The sequence below is a fragment of the Falsiphaeobacter marinintestinus genome, from assembly GCF_007923355.1.
Classification (GTDB): Bacteria; Pseudomonadota; Alphaproteobacteria; order Rhodobacterales; family Rhodobacteraceae; genus Phaeobacter_A; species Phaeobacter_A marinintestinus.
The window spans coordinates 133084-150129 of sequence record NZ_VOGO01000001.1 but is presented as its reverse complement, the minus strand read 5'-3'; the positions used below and the strand labels follow the sequence as shown (position 1 = coordinate 150129).

15 protein-coding genes are annotated in these 17046 nt (G+C 60.5%); 10 read left to right on the top strand and 5 right to left on the bottom strand.

What is annotated here, in order from left to right; genetic code table 11:
• Positions 1-6: 6 nt before the first annotated feature.
• The 7 genes from gltS (at position 7) to glmM (ending at position 10370) form a co-directional block, all read left to right on the top strand.
• On the top strand, positions 7-1218 hold the full coding sequence (gene gltS, locus FOY56_RS00740; RefSeq protein WP_146343870.1) for a sodium/glutamate symporter: 1212 nt from the start codon (positions 7-9) through the stop codon (positions 1216-1218).
• Between the two features lie 9 nt (positions 1219-1227).
• Positions 1228-3447: a glycine--tRNA ligase subunit beta gene (gene glyS / locus FOY56_RS00735; protein ID WP_146343869.1), complete on the top strand. Its 2220-nt coding sequence runs from the start codon at positions 1228-1230 to the stop codon at positions 3445-3447.
• A 147-nt stretch (positions 3448-3594) separates the two neighbouring features.
• Entirely contained in the window at positions 3595-6135 is a 2541-nt protein-coding gene (locus FOY56_RS00730; protein WP_146343868.1) for a putative PEP-binding protein, read from the top strand.
• A gap of 184 nt (positions 6136-6319) precedes the next feature.
• Positions 6320-6970, top strand: coding sequence for a cell wall hydrolase (locus tag FOY56_RS00725; RefSeq protein WP_146343867.1), 651 nt, complete (start codon positions 6320-6322; stop codon positions 6968-6970).
• Between the two features lie 111 nt (positions 6971-7081).
• A complete protein-coding gene (locus FOY56_RS00720; RefSeq protein WP_146343866.1) occupies positions 7082-8002 on the top strand; it encodes a dihydroneopterin aldolase in 921 nt (306 codons plus the stop codon).
• Positions 7999-9000, top strand: coding sequence for a dihydropteroate synthase (gene folP, locus FOY56_RS00715; protein ID WP_146343865.1), 1002 nt, complete (start codon positions 7999-8001; stop codon positions 8998-9000). The genes FOY56_RS00720 and folP overlap by 4 nt, the downstream gene beginning before the upstream one ends.
• A gap of 23 nt (positions 9001-9023) precedes the next feature.
• Entirely contained in the window at positions 9024-10370 is a 1347-nt protein-coding gene (glmM, locus tag FOY56_RS00710) for a phosphoglucosamine mutase (RefSeq protein ID WP_146343864.1), read from the top strand.
• On the opposite strand, the gene FOY56_RS00705 is transcribed toward glmM, so the two are convergent.
• Positions 10360-11271 carry a DMT family transporter gene (locus FOY56_RS00705; protein WP_146343863.1) on the bottom strand — a complete coding sequence of 304 codons (912 nt, stop codon included), beginning with the start codon at positions 11269-11271 and terminating at the stop codon, positions 10360-10362. The genes glmM and FOY56_RS00705 overlap by 11 nt on opposite strands.
• 89 nt (positions 11272-11360) lie before the next feature.
• Positions 11361-12383 (bottom strand): ketol-acid reductoisomerase, encoded by a 1023-nt coding sequence (gene ilvC / locus FOY56_RS00700; protein ID WP_146343862.1) that lies wholly within the window; start codon positions 12381-12383, stop codon positions 11361-11363.
• Positions 12384-12515: 132 nt separating this feature from the next.
• On the opposite strand from ilvC, the gene FOY56_RS00695 reads away from it, so the two are divergent.
• The 3 genes from FOY56_RS00695 (at position 12516) to FOY56_RS00685 (ending at position 14639) form a co-directional block, all read left to right on the top strand.
• Entirely contained in the window at positions 12516-12971 is a 456-nt protein-coding gene (locus FOY56_RS00695) for an Lrp/AsnC family transcriptional regulator (protein ID WP_146343861.1), read from the top strand.
• On the top strand, positions 12968-13423 hold the full coding sequence (locus FOY56_RS00690; RefSeq protein WP_146343860.1) for an Lrp/AsnC family transcriptional regulator: 456 nt from the start codon (positions 12968-12970) through the stop codon (positions 13421-13423). The genes FOY56_RS00695 and FOY56_RS00690 overlap by 4 nt, the downstream gene beginning before the upstream one ends.
• Positions 13424-13511: 88 nt before the next feature.
• On the top strand, positions 13512-14639 hold the full coding sequence (locus tag FOY56_RS00685; protein ID WP_146343859.1) for an aminotransferase class V-fold PLP-dependent enzyme: 1128 nt from the start codon (positions 13512-13514) through the stop codon (positions 14637-14639).
• 78 nt (positions 14640-14717) lie between these two features.
• On the opposite strand, the gene FOY56_RS00680 is transcribed toward FOY56_RS00685, so the two are convergent.
• The 3 genes from FOY56_RS00680 to FOY56_RS00670 form a co-directional block, all read right to left on the bottom strand.
• The gene (locus FOY56_RS00680; protein ID WP_146343858.1) at positions 14718-15920 is read right to left on the bottom strand and encodes a UbiH/UbiF family hydroxylase; all 1203 of its coding nucleotides are present in this window, start codon (positions 15918-15920) and stop codon (positions 14718-14720) included.
• 68 nt (positions 15921-15988) lie between these two features.
• Positions 15989-16213, bottom strand: a complete 225-nt coding sequence (locus tag FOY56_RS00675) for a hypothetical protein (protein WP_146343857.1) — start codon at positions 16211-16213, stop codon at positions 15989-15991.
• Positions 16214-16303: 90 nt separating this feature from the next.
• Entirely contained in the window at positions 16304-16948 is a 645-nt protein-coding gene (locus FOY56_RS00670; RefSeq protein WP_146343856.1) for a pyrimidine 5'-nucleotidase, read from the bottom strand.
• Positions 16949-17046 lie beyond the last annotated feature (98 nt).

Below are 17046 nucleotides of genomic sequence, written 5' to 3'. Positions count from 1 at the left end.
AACAGAATGCCCGTTTCCTTTGTTGTGCCAGACTTCATTTCCGTCACATTGGGCTTTGCTGTCTTTCTGGCCGGAGCGCAGATTAACCAGCGTGTCGACGTTCTGCGCAGGTTCAATATCCCTGAACCGGTCACGGGCGGCCTGCTTGCCGCTCTGATTCTCCTGCTTCTTTATCTGTTGTTCGGGATGGAACTGAACTTCGACATGGAATCACGGGATTTCTTCCTTGTGATCTTCTTTGCCGGGATCGGGTTGAATGCCCGGCTGTCTGATTTAATTTCTGGTGGTAAACCGCTGTTTTTGCTAATTATTCTGACATTGATCACGATCATCGTCCAGAACGGGATAGGGGTTTTCGGGGCGGTATTGTTTGGATATCCGGCCAAGGCCGGGGTGTTGTTCGGATCGGCGTCATTGATCGGCGGGCACGGGACGGCCATTGCCTGGGCCCCCGAGGTTGCCACCGCCACCGCCATGACAGGCACCACAGAACTGGGCGTTGCCGTGGCGACGCTGGGTCTGGTGCTTGCGGCCCTGATCGGCGGTCCGATCGCCAAACGGCTGGTCGAAAAGAACCGGCTGACCCCTGACCATCCAAGCGAGGGGAACACTGTCGGTCTGTCCGACCAGGATGGGCTGGAAGCCACAAATATCGACCATATCACGGTGATGCGGGTGCTGATGCACCTCAACGTCGCAATCGTGCTGGGCTATGTGGCGAATGAGGCCATCGAAGCCGCCGGGTTGAAGCTGCCCTTGTTCGTGCCGTGCCTGATCATGGGCATCGTTATCGCCAACCTGCGCGCCTGGATCGCGCCGAACGCACCGCCGGTGACACGCACCCCATCGCTGGCGATGATTTCCGAATTTGCGCTGGGCGCGTTTCTGGCCATGTCATTGATGAGCCTGCAGCTTTGGACCATTGCCGATCTGGGCCTGTCCATCGTTGCGATCCTTACGGCGCAGACCGTATTCACCATCCTGTTCGTGATCTATGTGCTGTTCCCTGTGATGGGGCGCGGATATCGGGCGGCGGTTCTGGCGGCCGGATTCGGCGGGTTTGCCCTTGGGGCGACCCCCACAGCCATCGCCAATATGACGGCAGTCACCAAACGCTATGGCCCGTCGCCTATTGCCTTTGTCGTGCTCCCCCTTGTATCCGCCTTCTTTGTCGACATTGCCAATGCGGTCATCATTCAGATGATCGTGAACTTCTGAGGACTTCGAATGCCCGACCTGCTGATTGAGCTCTTCTCTGAGGAAATTCCCGCCCGCATGCAGACGCGTGCCGCCGAGGATCTGAAAAAGAAGATGACTGATGGTCTGGTCGAGGCCGGGTTGACCTATGGCGGTGCCGAAGCCTTTTCGACGCCGCGCCGTCTGACGCTGGTTGTCCATGACCTGCTGGTCGAATCGCCAACCCTGAAGGAAGAGCGCAAAGGCCCCAAGGTCGGTGCTCCCGACAAGGCGATCGACGGGTTTTTGCGCGGTGCCGGCGTATCCCGCGACGATCTGGAAGAACGCGAGACGCCAAAAGGGGCGGTTTATTTCGCAACCGTGGTGAAACCCGGACGACCCGCAGCCGACATCGTGGCCGAGGTGCTTGAAACGACAGTCCGCAATTTCCCCTGGCCGAAAGCGATGCGCTGGGGGGCAGGACCACTCCGCTGGGTCCGCCCGTTGCAATCTATCCTGTGCCTTCTCAGTGACGAGGCTGGCGCCAATGTCGTGGCGTTGGACGTGGACGGGATCAAGGCCGGTGACACGACCGAGGGCCATCGCTTTATGGCGCCGGGACGGTTCGCTGTCACCGGGTTTGAGGATTACGAAGCCAAGCTGAAAAAAGCCCGGGTTGTTCTGTCAGCGCAAGAACGCGCTGACCACATATGGGCGGACGCCACGAACATGGCATTTGCGGCGGGCCTTGAAATCGTCGAGGACAAGGGGCTGCTGGCCGAGGTTGCCGGGCTGGTCGAATGGCCTGTTGTACTGATGGGCGAAATTGGCGCCGAGTTCCTCGAACTGCCGCCGGAAGTCCTGCAAACCTCAATGAAAGAACATCAAAAGTTCTTCTCGGTCCGCAACCCGCGCACGGGTCGGATCGAACGCTTTGTCACCGTCGCCAATCGCGAGACTGCAGACAATGGGGCGACGATTCTGGCCGGCAACCAAAAGGTGCTGTCGGCGCGGCTGTCGGACGCAAAGTTCTTCTGGGAGAACGACTTGCGCATCGCCAAATCCGATATCGCGATCTGGACTGCGGCGCTGGAGAACGTGACATTCCACAACAAGCTGGGGACACAAGGCGACCGGATCCGCCGTATCGCGGCACTGGCGCGCGATCTTGCTCCGACCGCGGGGGCCGACGCCGATCAGGCCGGGCTGGCCGCCGGGTTGGCCAAAGCCGATCTGAGCTCGGAGATGGTCTATGAGTTTCCCGAACTGCAGGGTCTGATGGGGCGGTACTATATCGAAGCCTCCGGTCAGGATGCCGCTGTGGCAGCTGTTGCCGAAGACCACTATTCACCGCTCGGTCCGTCTGATGATGTGCCGGTGGCACCTCTGTCGGTCGCGGTCGCCCTGGCGGACAAGCTGGATACGCTGACCGGGTTCTGGGCGATTGATGAAAAACCGACCGGATCGAAAGACCCCTTTGCCTTGCGCCGCGCGGCTTTGGGCGTGATCCGCCTGATCCTGACCAACAACCTGCGCTTGCGGCTGGACCGCTACATTGATGGGCAACTGGTCCGAATCGAGGGTATGATTGATGGCGATTTGCCGGATGGGCACGTTGATGATCTGCTGGAAGAAATCGCCGATCACGGAGTCTTTGGTGCGGCATTTCGCGCCGTGAAAAACAAGATGGGCGACTCGCCGGTTGCGGCGTTCCTTAATCTGGAAGCCAAAGTGCCTGATGCGTCAGAAGATTTGCTGGCATTCATTCATGACCGTCTCAAGGTGTTCCTGCGTGATCAGGGCGTGCGCCACGATATCATCGACGCCTGCATCGCAATGCCCGGAAATGATGATCTGACCCTGTTGGTCAAACGCGCGCAGGCGTTGCAAGAGGTGCTGGGCACCGAAGACGGCGAGAACCTGTTGCAGGGCTTCAAGCGCGCCAACAACATCCTGACCCAGGCCGAGGACAAGGATGGTGTCGAATACTCCTATGGCGCGGATGTGAAATTTGCGGAAACCGACAGCGAGCGTGCGCTGTTTGCGGCGCTGGATGCAGCGCAAGCCGCGATTGCCCCGGCTCTTGCGGATGAGGATTTTCCTGCCGCCATGGCCGCCATGGCTGCATTGCGCGCCCCGGTGGATGCGTTCTTTGACGAAGTTCAGGTCAATACTGACAATGAAACCGTGCGTCGCAACCGTTTGAATCTGCTGAGCCAGATCCGGGCTGTTTGCGGGCAGGTGGCCGATCTGAACCAGATTTCGGGCTGAACCGGGGCAGGGGGCGCTGCCCCCACCGCCCGAGGGGCGGTCCCCCGGGGTATTTCAAACAAGAAAGAAGCAGGGGCGCAGCTGACGCGGCCCTTGCGTCGTGCCCTTAGAGGTTTATGCTGCTGGCGCAATCAAAGGGGTGCCGCAGTGCAGAATAACCCGAATACGACGCTGATCACCCCAACGGCCCCGGTGGCCACGGCCACCCATGGCGGACGGGCAAAATGCCTGCAACGCCTGGTCCGGCTGGACCTTCCCGTCCCGGAAACCGTGGCGTTGTCTTTTGATGCGGTGCATCGCATCGCCGAAGGCACATTGCCCGATGTCGCGGCGATCGTCGGCCAGTTTGAAGCCGGCACGACGTTATGTGTGCGACCGTCGTCAGAAGATCCCGACTGGGGCGGGCCCGGTGCGGTGCTGAATATCGGGATGAATGACACCCGCTATGAAGAGATGAGCCAGACGATGGGCCGCAAAGCGGCGGCCGCGCTGTATTTGCGGTTTGTCCAGTCATATGCGATTCATGTGGCCAGGTTGGATCCGGACGCGTTCGATCTGTTGTCGGATCAGGGCGCCGAGGGGCTTGAAACGGTTCTGCGCGCCTATCAGGACGAAACCGACGAAGCATTCCCTCAGGATCCGGGTGAGCAACTGGCGGGTGTTCTGAGGTCAATGGCGCGGGCGTGGGAAGGGACCTCGGCCCGGTTGTTGCGTCAGGCCAAAGGGGCGCCTGCGGATGCCGGCCTGGGTCTTGTGGTGCAAGAGATGGTGCCGGGGTTGGGACATGGCGAATGCGGGTCGGGTGTCTTGCAACTGATCAATCCTGAAACCGGCCAGCCCCAGATCACCGGGCGGTATCTGAGCCAGAGTCAGGGGCGCGACGCATTGGGCGTCGGGGTCGAGGCCTTGTACCTGGAAAAAGACCCGCGCGGCCCGTCGCTGGAAGAGGCGGCGCCCGAGGCTTTTGCCAAGCTCAAGGAATACGCCGCGATCATGCGCGAACGACTGCGCGAGGAAATGCAGGTCGAGTTTGTGGTCCACAATGGCGAGGTCCATATCCTGGATGGGGTGCGCGTGCCGCGCGGGTCGCGGGCGTCCGTGCGCATCGCGGTGCGACTGGCGCAGGATGGTATCATCCCGACCGAAGAAGCCGTGATGCGTGTCGATCCCCATTCGGTCAGCGAATTGTTGCACCGGCAGGTGGCGCCCCATGCGCAACGCGATGTGATCGCGCACGGCATTGCGGCCAGCCCGGGGGCGGCGACCGGAAGGATTGTCTTCACGGCCGCCGAAGCGCAGGCCAGTGCAGCCCGCCGCGAGCCGTGCATTCTGGTCCGGCGCGAAACCTCACCCGAAGATGTCCGGGGCATGCATGCCGCTGTCGGTGTACTGACCGAAAAGGGCGGTATCACCAGTCATGCGGCTGTGATCGGGCGCGGATTGGGCTTGCCGTGTATCGTTGGCGCGTCCTCGATCCGGTTCCAGACACGGTCCCGGATGCTGACGGCGCCCGATGGACGGGTGTTCAGGGAAGGTGACGTGATTACCATCGACGGAAGCTCCGGACAGGTGCTGGTTGGTGAGCCAGAGATGCTGGAAGCCGCGCAGGACGATGCCTTCCAAGAGCTTATGGCCTGGGCAGATCAGTCCCGCGATATCAGTATCCGGGCCAATGCCGACACGCCTGCGGACGCCCAGACCGCCCGAAATTTCAACGCTCAGGGGATCGGCTTGTGCCGAACCGAACATATGTTCTTTGATCCGGGCCGCCTGACCGTGATGCGCGAGATGATCTTTGCCGAGACCAGTTCGGGCCGGGCTGCGGTGCTGGCGCGTCTGCTCCCGATGCAGCGCGAAGATTTCACGCAACTGTTTCGGATCATGGAAGGGCAACCGGTCTGTATCCGCCTGTTTGATCCACCCTTGCACGAGTTTTTGCCCGCAACCCGCACCGGACAACGTGAATTGGCCGAAGCGCTGGACATCCCGGTGTCAGATGTCACGCGCCGCGTCGATGAGATGGCCGAATACAACCCGATGCTGGGCCTCAGGGGCGTGCGTCTGGGTGTGACCGTGCCCGAGATCTATGACATGCAGACCCGCGCGATTTTCGAAGCGACACTGGATGCCAGCCAATCCGGAGAGCCGGTGGTGCCTGAAATCATGATCCCCCTGGTCAGCGCAAAGCGCGAGGTTGAGTTGATCAAGGCGCGGATCGACGCTGTCGCCGCCGCCGTAGGAAGCGAACGCGGATCGGAATTCGACTATCGTCTGGGCGTGATGGTCGAAACCCCAAGGGCAGCTTTGCGGGCTGCGGATATTGCGCAATACGCGGCGTTCCTCAGCTTTGGGACCAACGACCTGACACAGATGACCTATGGTATGTCGCGCGACGATGCGGGGCGTTTCATGTCGGATTATGTCCGCCAAGGGGTCTTTCCCGAAGATCCGTTCCACGTGCTGGATACGGAAGGCGTCGGCGAGTTGCTGAAACTGGGGGCCGAACGGGGCCGCCAGAGCAACCCGGATATCACCTTGTCGATCTGTGGCGAGCATGGCGGAAACCCCGAATCAATCGCCTTCTGTCGCGATGCGGGATTTGACTATGTGTCGTGCTCACCCTTCCGCGTACCGGTGGCGCGTCTTGCCGCAGCCCAATTGGCGATCGCACACAAGATCGGGGCCTGAAAACCGGTTTGAGCCCATATCTTGTGACCGTGTTGCACGCCGCAAAGCAGGTGCCGCCATCCCGATGCTCAAGAAACCGCTTGCAATTTTCCGATAACTGGACCTTTCAGATTGTTTGCTCTAAAGAGCGCTTTGCGTCCTCTGGGGAGAGTCTCGCGTAGATCCTTGCTTCTAGGGTAAAAAGATGAAGAGCTTTATGGTTGCTGCCGCTGTATTTGCGGCCCTTTTTGTTTCGCAAAATGCTGCGGCGGATTCTGGTTTGCAGAACCTGTTCAAGCGTGAACAGTCGACACTGAACCGGATGCCGGGGCAACAGCTCAAGGCGCTGCTCAGCGCGTCCCAGCCCAAGGGCAAGCTCAAGACGCCGACCGTGCCGATGAGCTTTTCCTATGACTGGCTGGACGCACAACCAAAGCCGGCAGGCGACACCAACTGGAAATGTCTGTCCGAGGCGCTGTATTTCGAAGCGCGCGGTGAAACCGTCAAGGGCCAGTTCGCCGTGGCCGAGGTCATCATGAACCGGGTCGAAAGCGCGCGATTCCCCGACACGCTGTGCGGCGTTATCAATCAGGGAACAGGCAAGAAATACCAGTGCCAGTTCACCTATACATGCGATGGCCACAAAGAAGTTGTGTCCGAAAAGCGCGCCTACGAACGGGTGTCCAAAGTGGCGCGTGCAATTATTGACGGGGCCGCCGGAGATCTGACCGATGGGGCCACCCATTATCATACCCGGGCCGTAAAGCCGAGCTGGGCACGCGTCTATACCAAGACAGCCAGTATCGGCGTCCACCTGTTTTATCGTCACAACTATCGCACGGCCAGCAACGACTAGCAAAGCTCGGCGCCCGCCGCATTCGGTGACTGGCGTGACGTCTTTGAGGCTGTTAGACGCGGCTCCGCGCCCTAAAATGGGCGCTCTGACCGCATTTCGAAGGCCGAGCCTATGAGTTCTGAAATCCGACTGGCATTTGCCCACCCCTCCGAGCGGGCAGCCGCGACCGCGCCGACGCATCCTTTGGACCGCATTTCGCTGCGCGACCACGTTGTCGAAGTCGAAATCGGCGCATTTCAAGCCGAACGGGGCACCACCCAACGGATCTGTTTTAATGTTGTCGTCGAAGTCACGCCCCTGAAAGGGCCGATTGACGACGATGTCGACCGTATCCTCAGCTATGATCGGGTGACCGAAGCGATTGCATACGAATTGTCGGCCGAGCGTCTGAACCTGCTGGAAACTTTGGCGGAACGTGTGGCCGAACGCATCCTGATGGAACCGCAGGCCGTGCGGGCCTTCGTTCGGATCGAAAAGCTTGATCGCGGCCCCGGGGCATTGGGTGTCGAAATTGTACGCGGACGCGATGCCGCGCATCAGGATATCGACGCAAACGAACGTCCACATCCCCGGCTTGTCTACCTGTCCAATGACGCGATCGCCGCGCCGCACCTGACCGGCTGGATTGATCAGCTTGAAGCAGCGGACCGCCCGTTGATCTTATGTGTGGGGGCACCGGACCAGCCCGCAGTCCAGACCGGACATGTGATGACCCAGCGACGGATTGATCTGCTGGCCATTGAACAAAACGCCTGGCTATTGGCCGCCCGTGATCATCGCTGTGTCGTGGTCAGTACCCGAACCGAACTCGACTGGGCCATCAAGAACGGTCAGATCTGCGTCTGGGCGCCTTCCAAGATCGTGCTGGACGCGGTCGATGGACCGTCGGCGCACCCCTCGGACGCCGTCGCACTGGCCGCATGGTTCGCGGCGACCTTTGCTGCAAAAGACATGCTGGTGATCGGTGCCGACCTGCCGGAAAACGCTGACGTCCCGCTGCGATCTGCCCCAACCGGGCAGGCCGTGCTGTGACAGGGTACTTCCGGCCCTTGGTCCAGACCGGCAGGGCCAGACCCGCCGGGGCTGTTCCAATTGCGGGATCGGCCTTGTGGTTCACCCATGCCGAACGTCTGACCCGGACATCAGCGCCTGAAATCGTCCCGGTTTCGGCCATCCCCGACGCTGTGCTGGCCCGGATTTGTGATGCTCGAGAGCCGGTCGCAGGGCTGGACATGCACACACCGCAGATCATGGGGATCCTGAACGTGACGCCTGACAGCTTCTCCGACGGCGGCCAACACAATGCACCGGACACCGCTCAGTCTGTCGCCCTGAAGATGGTCGATCACGGCGCGACCATCATCGACATCGGAGGGGAATCAACGCGCCCCGGCGCTGATTTCATCCCGGAAGACATAGAAATATCGCGTACCGCCCCGATCATCGCGGCCCTGCGCGAAACCTCTGACATTGCGATCTCGATCGACACCCGCAAGGCGTCGGTCGCACAAGCCGCGCTGGCGGTGGGGGCCGATCTGGTGAACGACGTGTCCGGATTTACCTTTGATTCGGATCTGGCCGGTGTGTGCGCGGATCAGGACGTTCCGGTCTGCGTGATGCACGCTCAGGGTGATCCCGCGACCATGCAACAGGACCCGGTTTACGACAACGTCCTGCTGGATGTGTACGATTTTCTGGAACGCCAGATTATCGCGCTTGAGCACGCTGGTATCCCCCGTTCACGGATCGTGACGGATCCGGGCATCGGTTTTGGCAAGAACCTTGATCACAACCTTGCGCTTTTGCAGGGATTGTCACTGTTTCACGGGCTCGGTTGTGCGATTTTGCTGGGCGCGTCGCGAAAAGGCTTTATCGGCAAGATCGGCGAACAGCCGCGCGCCGATGCGCGTGCGCCCGGTTCCATCGCTGTCGGGCTTGCGGGGCTGGCCCAAGGCGTGCAAATCCTTCGGGTACATGATGTGGCTGAAACGGCGCAAGCACTGCGTCTGTGGCAGGCCGTACGCCCCTGACCGGGCCAAGAACGAGGGTCAAGATGCGCAAGCTGTTCGGAACCGATGGGGTACGGGGTACTGCAAACACGCACCCGATGACTGCGGAAATGGCGCTGCGCATTGGCGCGGCCGTCGGGCGATACTTTCGCCGCGATGCCAAAGGCGTGCACCGGGTCGTGATCGGCAAGGACACCCGCCTGTCCGGGTACATGTTCGAAAGCGCGCTGACGGCCGGTCTGACGTCGACCGGAATGAACGTGCTGCTTCTGGGGCCGGTTCCAACACCCGCTGTGGGCCTGATGACCCGGTCGATGCGCGCGGATCTGGGTGTGATGATTTCAGCCAGCCACAATCCGGCTGAAGACAATGGCATCAAGTTCTTTGGTCCCGACGGTTTCAAGCTGTCCGATCAGGCCGAAATGGAAATCGAGGCCCTGATCGAAGCCGGCGTTCAACCGGCCCAAGCCATCAACATCGGGCGGGCCAAACGGGTCGACGATGCGCGGTTCCGCTATGGCGAACGTGTGAAATCGTCCCTGCCGCGCGATCTGCGTCTGGACGGGCTGAAGGTGGTCATCGACTGCGCCAACGGAGCGGCCCACCGGACCGCGCCGGAAATCCTGTGGGAACTCGGGGCCGACGTCATCCCGGTCGGCGTCAGTCCGGACGGCAAGAACATTAACCGGGGATGTGGATCCACCCAGCCGCAAGTTGCGGCAGAAACCGTTTTGGCTCATGGCGCAGATGTGGGTGTGTGCCTGGATGGCGACGCAGACCGCGTCATCATCATCGACGAAGCCGGGCAGGTGGCGGACGGCGATCAGCTGATGGCGCTGCTGGCGGCACGTTGGGCAGAAGACGGTCTGTTAAGCGGCAACGCGCTGGTCGCGACCGTAATGTCCAATCTTGGGCTGGAACGGTTTCTGGAAGATCGCGGTTTGCGGCTTGAACGCACCTCGGTCGGCGATCGCTATGTGGTCGAGCGGATGCGCGAAGGTGGCTTTAACCTCGGCGGAGAGCAGTCTGGCCATATCGTTATGACCGATTACGCCACCACGGGCGACGGGTTGATGGCGGGGCTGCATTTCCTGGCCGAGATGGTCCGCTCGGGCGACCCCGCCAGTGTCTTGGCCCGACAGTTTGACCCGGTGCCGCAACTGCTGAAGAACGTGCGCTTTGGCGAAGGACAAACGCCGCTGGACATTCCGGCCGTCCAGGCGGCGATCTCGGACGCCGAAACACAGCTGAACGGGCAGGGGCGATTGTTGATCCGCAAATCAGGGACCGAGCCGTTGATCCGTGTCATGGCTGAATGCGAAGATGCTGTTTTGCTTGAGAAAGCTGTGGATTCGATTGTCGACGCCGTGACCGACGCCGTCAGCGGGTAAACAACCTTTTCAAAGCGCCGTATTGACTAAGCCCGACACCGCCTAGGATCAACAGGGTTGCCCAAAGCAGCGAATATGACAACGGTTCGCCCAGAAATATGACGCCTAGTGCAACAGACCACAACGGCACCTGGTAATTCGTCAGGCTCATGAACACCGGGCCCGCACTGCGGATCACCAGAACCCGCAACAGGTTGGCTCCGGCAGTTGGCACCAGTCCCAGCAGTATCACCAGCAACGCCCCTTCCACACTGGGAACCGGCGGAAGTCCGTGATTGATCAAGGCCATAGGCACAACCACCATCATGCCGATCAGCAACGTGGCGGCCGCCAGACCAACCGGATCAAGCGGTGGCAACCGACGCATGATGATCGAGGATACGGCATAACACGCCGCAGCCCCAAAACAGGCCATCTTGCCATAAGGTTCCATCGCGCTGCCTGAACTCGCAAAAGCGCCGGGCCCGATCAGGACCAGAACGCCCGCGAACCCGATCAGGAATCCAAGGCTGCGCCGAAGTGTCATCCGTTCACCGGGCACCATGAAATGCGCCAGCGGCAAAACAAACAGCGCAACAGCGGCCATGCTGACCCCGGTAAATCCGGACGTCACAAATTGCTGCCCCCACGCAAGAAACATGAACGGCATGGCGACGCTCAGAACCGATACCACCGTCAGCAACGGCCAGGCCTTGTCACCATCGGTGAACATCCGCCCACCGCGCGCCTGCCACAAAACCGTGGTCAGCAACGCCGCAAAGGTGATCCGCCCGGCAGCAACCCAGAACGGTGGCCAATGCCCAAGCGCCAGTTTTTGCACCATGAACGTGCCGCCCCAGATCAGCCCAAGGGCACAAACCATCAGCCAGCTTTTCGCCGTTATCTCGGGTGTCTGGTTCATGGGGCCTCCAAAAACGCAAAAGACCCCGGCGCAGGGCCGGGGTCAATCGCAATCGTTTCGATACAGATCGAAGGGTCAGACCCGCGCGATCAGTTCTTTGCTTTGTCGACCATCTTGCCAGCCGAAATCCACGGCATCATGCCGCGCAGAGTTTCGCCCGTGGCTTCGATCTGGTGTTCGTCGTTGATACGGCGAGTCGCCTTGAACGAAGGCTGACCAACAGCGTTTTCCAGCATGAAATCGCGCACGAATTTGCCGGATTGAATGTCGTTCAGAACAGCTTTCATCCGGGCTTTGGTTTCGTCGTATGGCAGGATGCGCGGACCAGACACATACTCGCCATACTCAGCCGTGTTCGAAATCGAATAGTTCATGTTGGCGATGCCGCCTTCATAGATCAGGTCGACGATCAGCTTCACTTCGTGCAGGCATTCGAAATAAGCCATTTCCGGCGCGTAACCGGCTTCGACCAGGGTCTCGAAACCCATCCGGATCAGTTCGACCAGACCGCCACACAGAACCGCCTGTTCGCCGAACAGGTCGGTTTCGCATTCTTCACGGAAGTTGGTCTCAATAATGCCCGAACGCCCGCCACCGATGGCCGAGCAATAGGACAGGCCGATTTCCAGCGCCTTGCCGGTCGCATCATTGTCAACGGCCACCAGGCAGGGCACGCCGCCGCCTTTGGTGTATTCGCCACGCACGGTGTGACCCGGGCCTTTGGGCGCCATCATGATCACGTCAACGCCTGGCTTGGCTTCGATCAGGCCGAAATGCACGTTCAGACCGTGGGCAAACGCAATTGCAGCGCCGTCACGGATGTTGTCATGCACGTATTTCTTATAGGTCTCGGCCTGCAATTCGTCGGGCATGGTGAACATGATCAGGTCACACCAGGCCGCCGCTTCGGCAATGCCCATGACCTGCAGGCCTTCAGCTTCGGCTTTCTTGGCCGAGGCTGATCCTTCGCGCAGGGCGACGACAAGATTCTTGGCGCCCGAGTCGCGCAGGTTCAGCGCATGGGCATGACCTTGCGAGCCATAGCCCAGAATGGCCACTTTCATGTCCTTGATCAGGTTGATGTCGCAATCGCGATCATAATAAACGCGCATGGTGTGTCTCCTACCAGATATGTCTGGCACGTGGTTTATGTGGTTTCGGATGCAAAGTGCAGAGTGTCCAGCGATAAAAAACGCCAATCTATGGGTTTTGCATTCAGGATATTTGCAGTAACTGATGAAATCATGCTTGATGAAACTGACAGACGCATCCTGAGGCACCTTCAGGCAGATCCGACGCTCACGACGGCGGAACTGGCCGATCTGTGTGATACCAGCTCTGCCACCTGTGCGCGCCGCATTGCCCGCATGGAATCGTCTGGCGTGATCGAAGGGCAAGAGGCGGTGATTGACTGGGCCGTGCTTGGATACGCAGTCGAGGTGTCCTTGCGGTTCACGCTCGACAAGACACAGCCCCGCGCTTTTGACGAATTCATTGCCGCCGCGCGTGACGTGCCCGAGGTCGTCGAAATTCAGACCTTTCTGGGGCGTGTCGATGTCCGCCTGTCTGTCATCGCCCGCGACATGGGCCACTACCAGCGGCTTTACCGGGATCGGATCCTGACCCTGCCGCATATCGCCGACATCGAAGCGCTGATGCATATCGCGCGGATCAAAGAAGACACAGGGCTGCCGCTATGATCGATCTCGATGACACAGACCGCGCACTGCTGCGCGCACTGACACAGGACGCCACGCAAAGCGCCGGGGCATTGGGGCGCGATCTGGGCTTGTCACAACCCGCCACCTGGCGCCGAATTCGGCGATTGCAGAATGCCGGGGTGATCCGGGGCCGCAAACTGCGCCTGAATGCCGAGGCGCTGGGTTTTGGCGTGACCGTATTTCTGGGCGTCAAACTGGCCCGCAAAGGGCGCATCAGCCTAGAAGACTTCGAACGCGCCGTCAGCGCCATCCCCGAAGTACAGACCGTCGAACACGTGCTGGGTCTTTATGATTTCCGCTTGCGTGTGGTCGCTCGCGACCTCGCCGACTTTGAGCGCGTTCTCAGACGGCGGCTGATGACCCTGCCCGGCGCGGGGGATATGGAATCCAATGTCCTGCTCAGCGAAGAACGCCGCCCCGGCCCGATCTAAGCCTGTTGCCCGATCTGTGCCTCTTGATTGCCTCGGCTTCGACCGCAGGTTAGAGATTGCACACCGCATTCAAACAGAGGAGCCGGCCATGTGTGCCCTGCGCAACGATATCGATCCTGACGGATTGGAAGAATTCTCGGTCGTGTTCACCGACCGCTCCCTAAATCACATGTCGGCCACATTTCAGCAGGTCATGCGCGATATCTCGGACATGCTGCGCACGGTCTATAACGCCGATGCCGTCGCCCTGGTGCCGGGCGGCGGCACCTTTGCGATGGAGGCTGTCGCGCGTCAGTTTGCCCGCGGCCAGGACGTGCTGGTGGTGCGCAATGGCTGGTTCTCTTACCGGTGGAGCCAGATCGTCGAAACTGGCGGTATCTCGTCCTCGGCCACAGTGATGAAAGCCCGCCAGACCGGCAACTCCCAACCAGCGCCGTTCGCACCCGCCCCGATTGACGAGGTCGTGGCGGCGATCCGCGATCAAAAACCCGGCGTGGTGTTTGCCCCGCATGTGGAAACCTCGGCCGGGGTGATCCTGCCCGATGACTATGTCACGGCACTGGCCGACGCCGCGCATGGGGTCGGGGCGCTGATGGTGCTTGACTGCATCGCCTCGGGCTGCGCCTGGGTCGATATGAAAGCCACCGGTGTCGATGTCCTGATCTCGGCCCCGCAAAAGGGCTGGAGCGCGTCACCCTCAGCCGGGCTGGTGATACTGTCAGACGCGGCTGAGAAGCGGCTGGCAGACACGACCTCCGACAGCTTTGCCCTTGATCTCAAGAAATGGCGCGACATCATGAAGGCCTATGAGGCCGGTGGCCATGCTTATCATGCGACGATGCCGACAGACGCCTTGCGGGCCTTCCGCGATACCATGGTTGAGACCCGGGACTACGGATTTGACAAACTGCGTGACGCGCAATGGGCGCTCGGCAACGGTGTACGCGCCATGCTGAACGACAAAGGCATCGTTTCCGTCGCAGCAGACGGCTTCGGTGCGCCGGGGGTGGTGGTCAGCTATACGGATGATCCCGACATCCAGAATGGGCGCAAATTCGCAGCACTGGGGACCCAGATCGCGGCAGGCGTGCCGCTCCAATGCGACGAACCCGACGGGTTCAGCACCTTTCGGCTGGGGCTCTTCGGCCTCGACAAACTTTATGATGTCGATGCAACGATTGCGCGCCTGAAATCGGTGGCCGATCAGGTTCTCTAAGCTTTTCCTCTTGCCCGAAATATCCCGGGGGGACCGGGGGGCTGGCCCCCCGGTCCTGATCTGGTCCTGTCCCGGACGTCAGCGCACACCCAGACCCATTTGCATCAGGGTGCGCCGCACTGGTGCCAGTGAATACAACGCATTCAACCCCATCGCCCGCGCATCCCGCAACGGGCGCGCGTGCACCATTGATGCGCGATTCAGCAGATCGATGCCCTGCACCCGCAGTTTCACATCCCGGATGCGCGCCTTGTGATAGCTGTCCAGCATCTGCGCATCGCCCAGGCCCTCGGGCCGCGCTTCGGCCAGATCCAGAAGACACCGCAAATCCGATAGCGACATGTTCAGCCCCTGCGCGCCGATTGGCGGCACCACATGGGCGGCTTCGGCAATCAATGCGATCCGCTGACCCGCCAGATGGTCCGCCGATTGGCTGATGATCGGCCAGCTGGTTCGCCGCGATGCCAGTTTCAGCGGCCCGAACAACCCGCAAGACCGCTCTGTCATTTCGGCCTCAAAATCCTCGGGGGCAAGCGCCAGCAACTCGGTCACGCGCGGACCACGTTCCATCCAGACGACCGCCGATGACGGCTGGCCGTCGTGGTCGGGCAGGGGCACCAGTGTAAAGGGGCCGCCGCTGCGGTGGATCTCGGTCGACACATTGTCGTGGGCAATCGCGTGGGTTACGGCAAAGGCCAACGCCTTCTGGCCATAGCGCATCGTGTGAACATCAATCCCGGCGGCTTCGCGCATCGGCGAACTGCGCCCGTCTGCAGCCACGACCAGCTGCGCCCGCACGGTCGTGCCGTCGCTTAGCCCGACCTTGGCCCCGGTGTCGCGTGTGAACAAAGATCGCGTTCCGATGCCGGGGCGAAAATCGACATTGGGCATCTCGGCCAGCCGCGCCACCATTTCGCGTCGCAACAACCAGTTCGGCAGGTTCCAGCCAAACGGTTTGTCCGAGATGTCGGCGGCGTTGAAATCCCGAACGATCCGCGGTTCGGGCAAATCCCCACCAGCATCCACAATGCGCATGGTTTGCAGCGGCGCGGCGTAAGCCTCAAGCCTGTTCCACAATCCGCAGCGCTCCAGAAGCTCCTGAGCGGGCTGTAAAAAAGCCGTGGTGCGCAGGTCAGATCCGTCAACGTCACGTTCGGTGATTGGCGCAGTCGGATCGACACAAATCACGTCAAACCCGGCGGTCGCGAAAGCGACTGCTGCAGTCAATCCGGCGATACCGCCGCCCGAAATCAGGATATCAGTGGAACAAGGGGTGGTCATGGCGTCTGCCTCCTGCCGGGCAACCTAGACCCGGGTGCCGGCAGTTCCAAGAGGCAGACAGCCGCAGATCAGCCCTTGGCGATGTAAATCAACAGGCCATAAATGACCGGGACCAGGCACAGCGCCGGGATGTAAAGCCCCGGGACGCCCCAGATGTAAATTGCCAGCCCCCAAAGAACAACGACCAGTGCCAATGCGGCGTAGATCATTTTCAACCCGCGCAGGGTGATGATTTCCTCGTGGTGGTCGTCTTCAGGTGTGGCGGTGGCTTCGGCGTTTTCGGTCAGGCTCATGTCTGAACTCCGTTAAGGGTTGCTCGAATCAGATTTATAAATTTGAATGTGTGAATGATAGGTTCGGAATTGTCGCAATCCCGACCCGGCTCAGGTCAACAGGTGCAGGAAAGCAGAAAGATCGTCGGTGTGATGGTGAATGTGGTCGGCCTCATGCGGCTCGGGGGCAACGTGGACGGTCTTCATCCCCATGTCATGGGGCACCTGCAGATTGCGCGGATCGTCTTCGAACATTGCCGCCTGGTCGGGGTCCACGCTGGCTCGTTCAAAAACGATTTCAAACGCGCCACGTTCGGGTTTGGGCAAAAATCTGGCATGTTCCACGCCGTAAATCGCATCAAACAGCCCGGACAGCCCACGGGCCTCCAGCACCCGTTCGGCATAGGGCGCGGTGCCGTTGGTATAAACGATCCGCTGGCCCGGCAGTTCCGAAATCCGCGCGGCCAGACCGCTGTCCTTTTCAAGATGATCCAGCGAAATGTCATGCACATCGGTCAGGTATGGTGCCGGATCAACGTCATGTTCGCGCATCAGCCCGGCCAGCGTCGTTCCATACTGCGCCCAATAGAGTTTCCTCAGCCGGTCAGCCTCATCCTGCCCCACGCCAAGCGCGTCCATGACATATTGCGTCATGCGCACTTCGATCTGATCGAACAGCCGCGCCCGGGGCGGGTATAGGGTATTGTCGAGGTCAAACACCCAGTGAGTCACGTGGTCGAATGCATCTTTTACCATACCCTGCAATTAGGCCGCGCCGGGTCTTAAGGCAATGGCAGGGTTGATTGAAAACGGCACGCGACTGTAGACATGTCCGAACACCCAGAGAAGCTGAG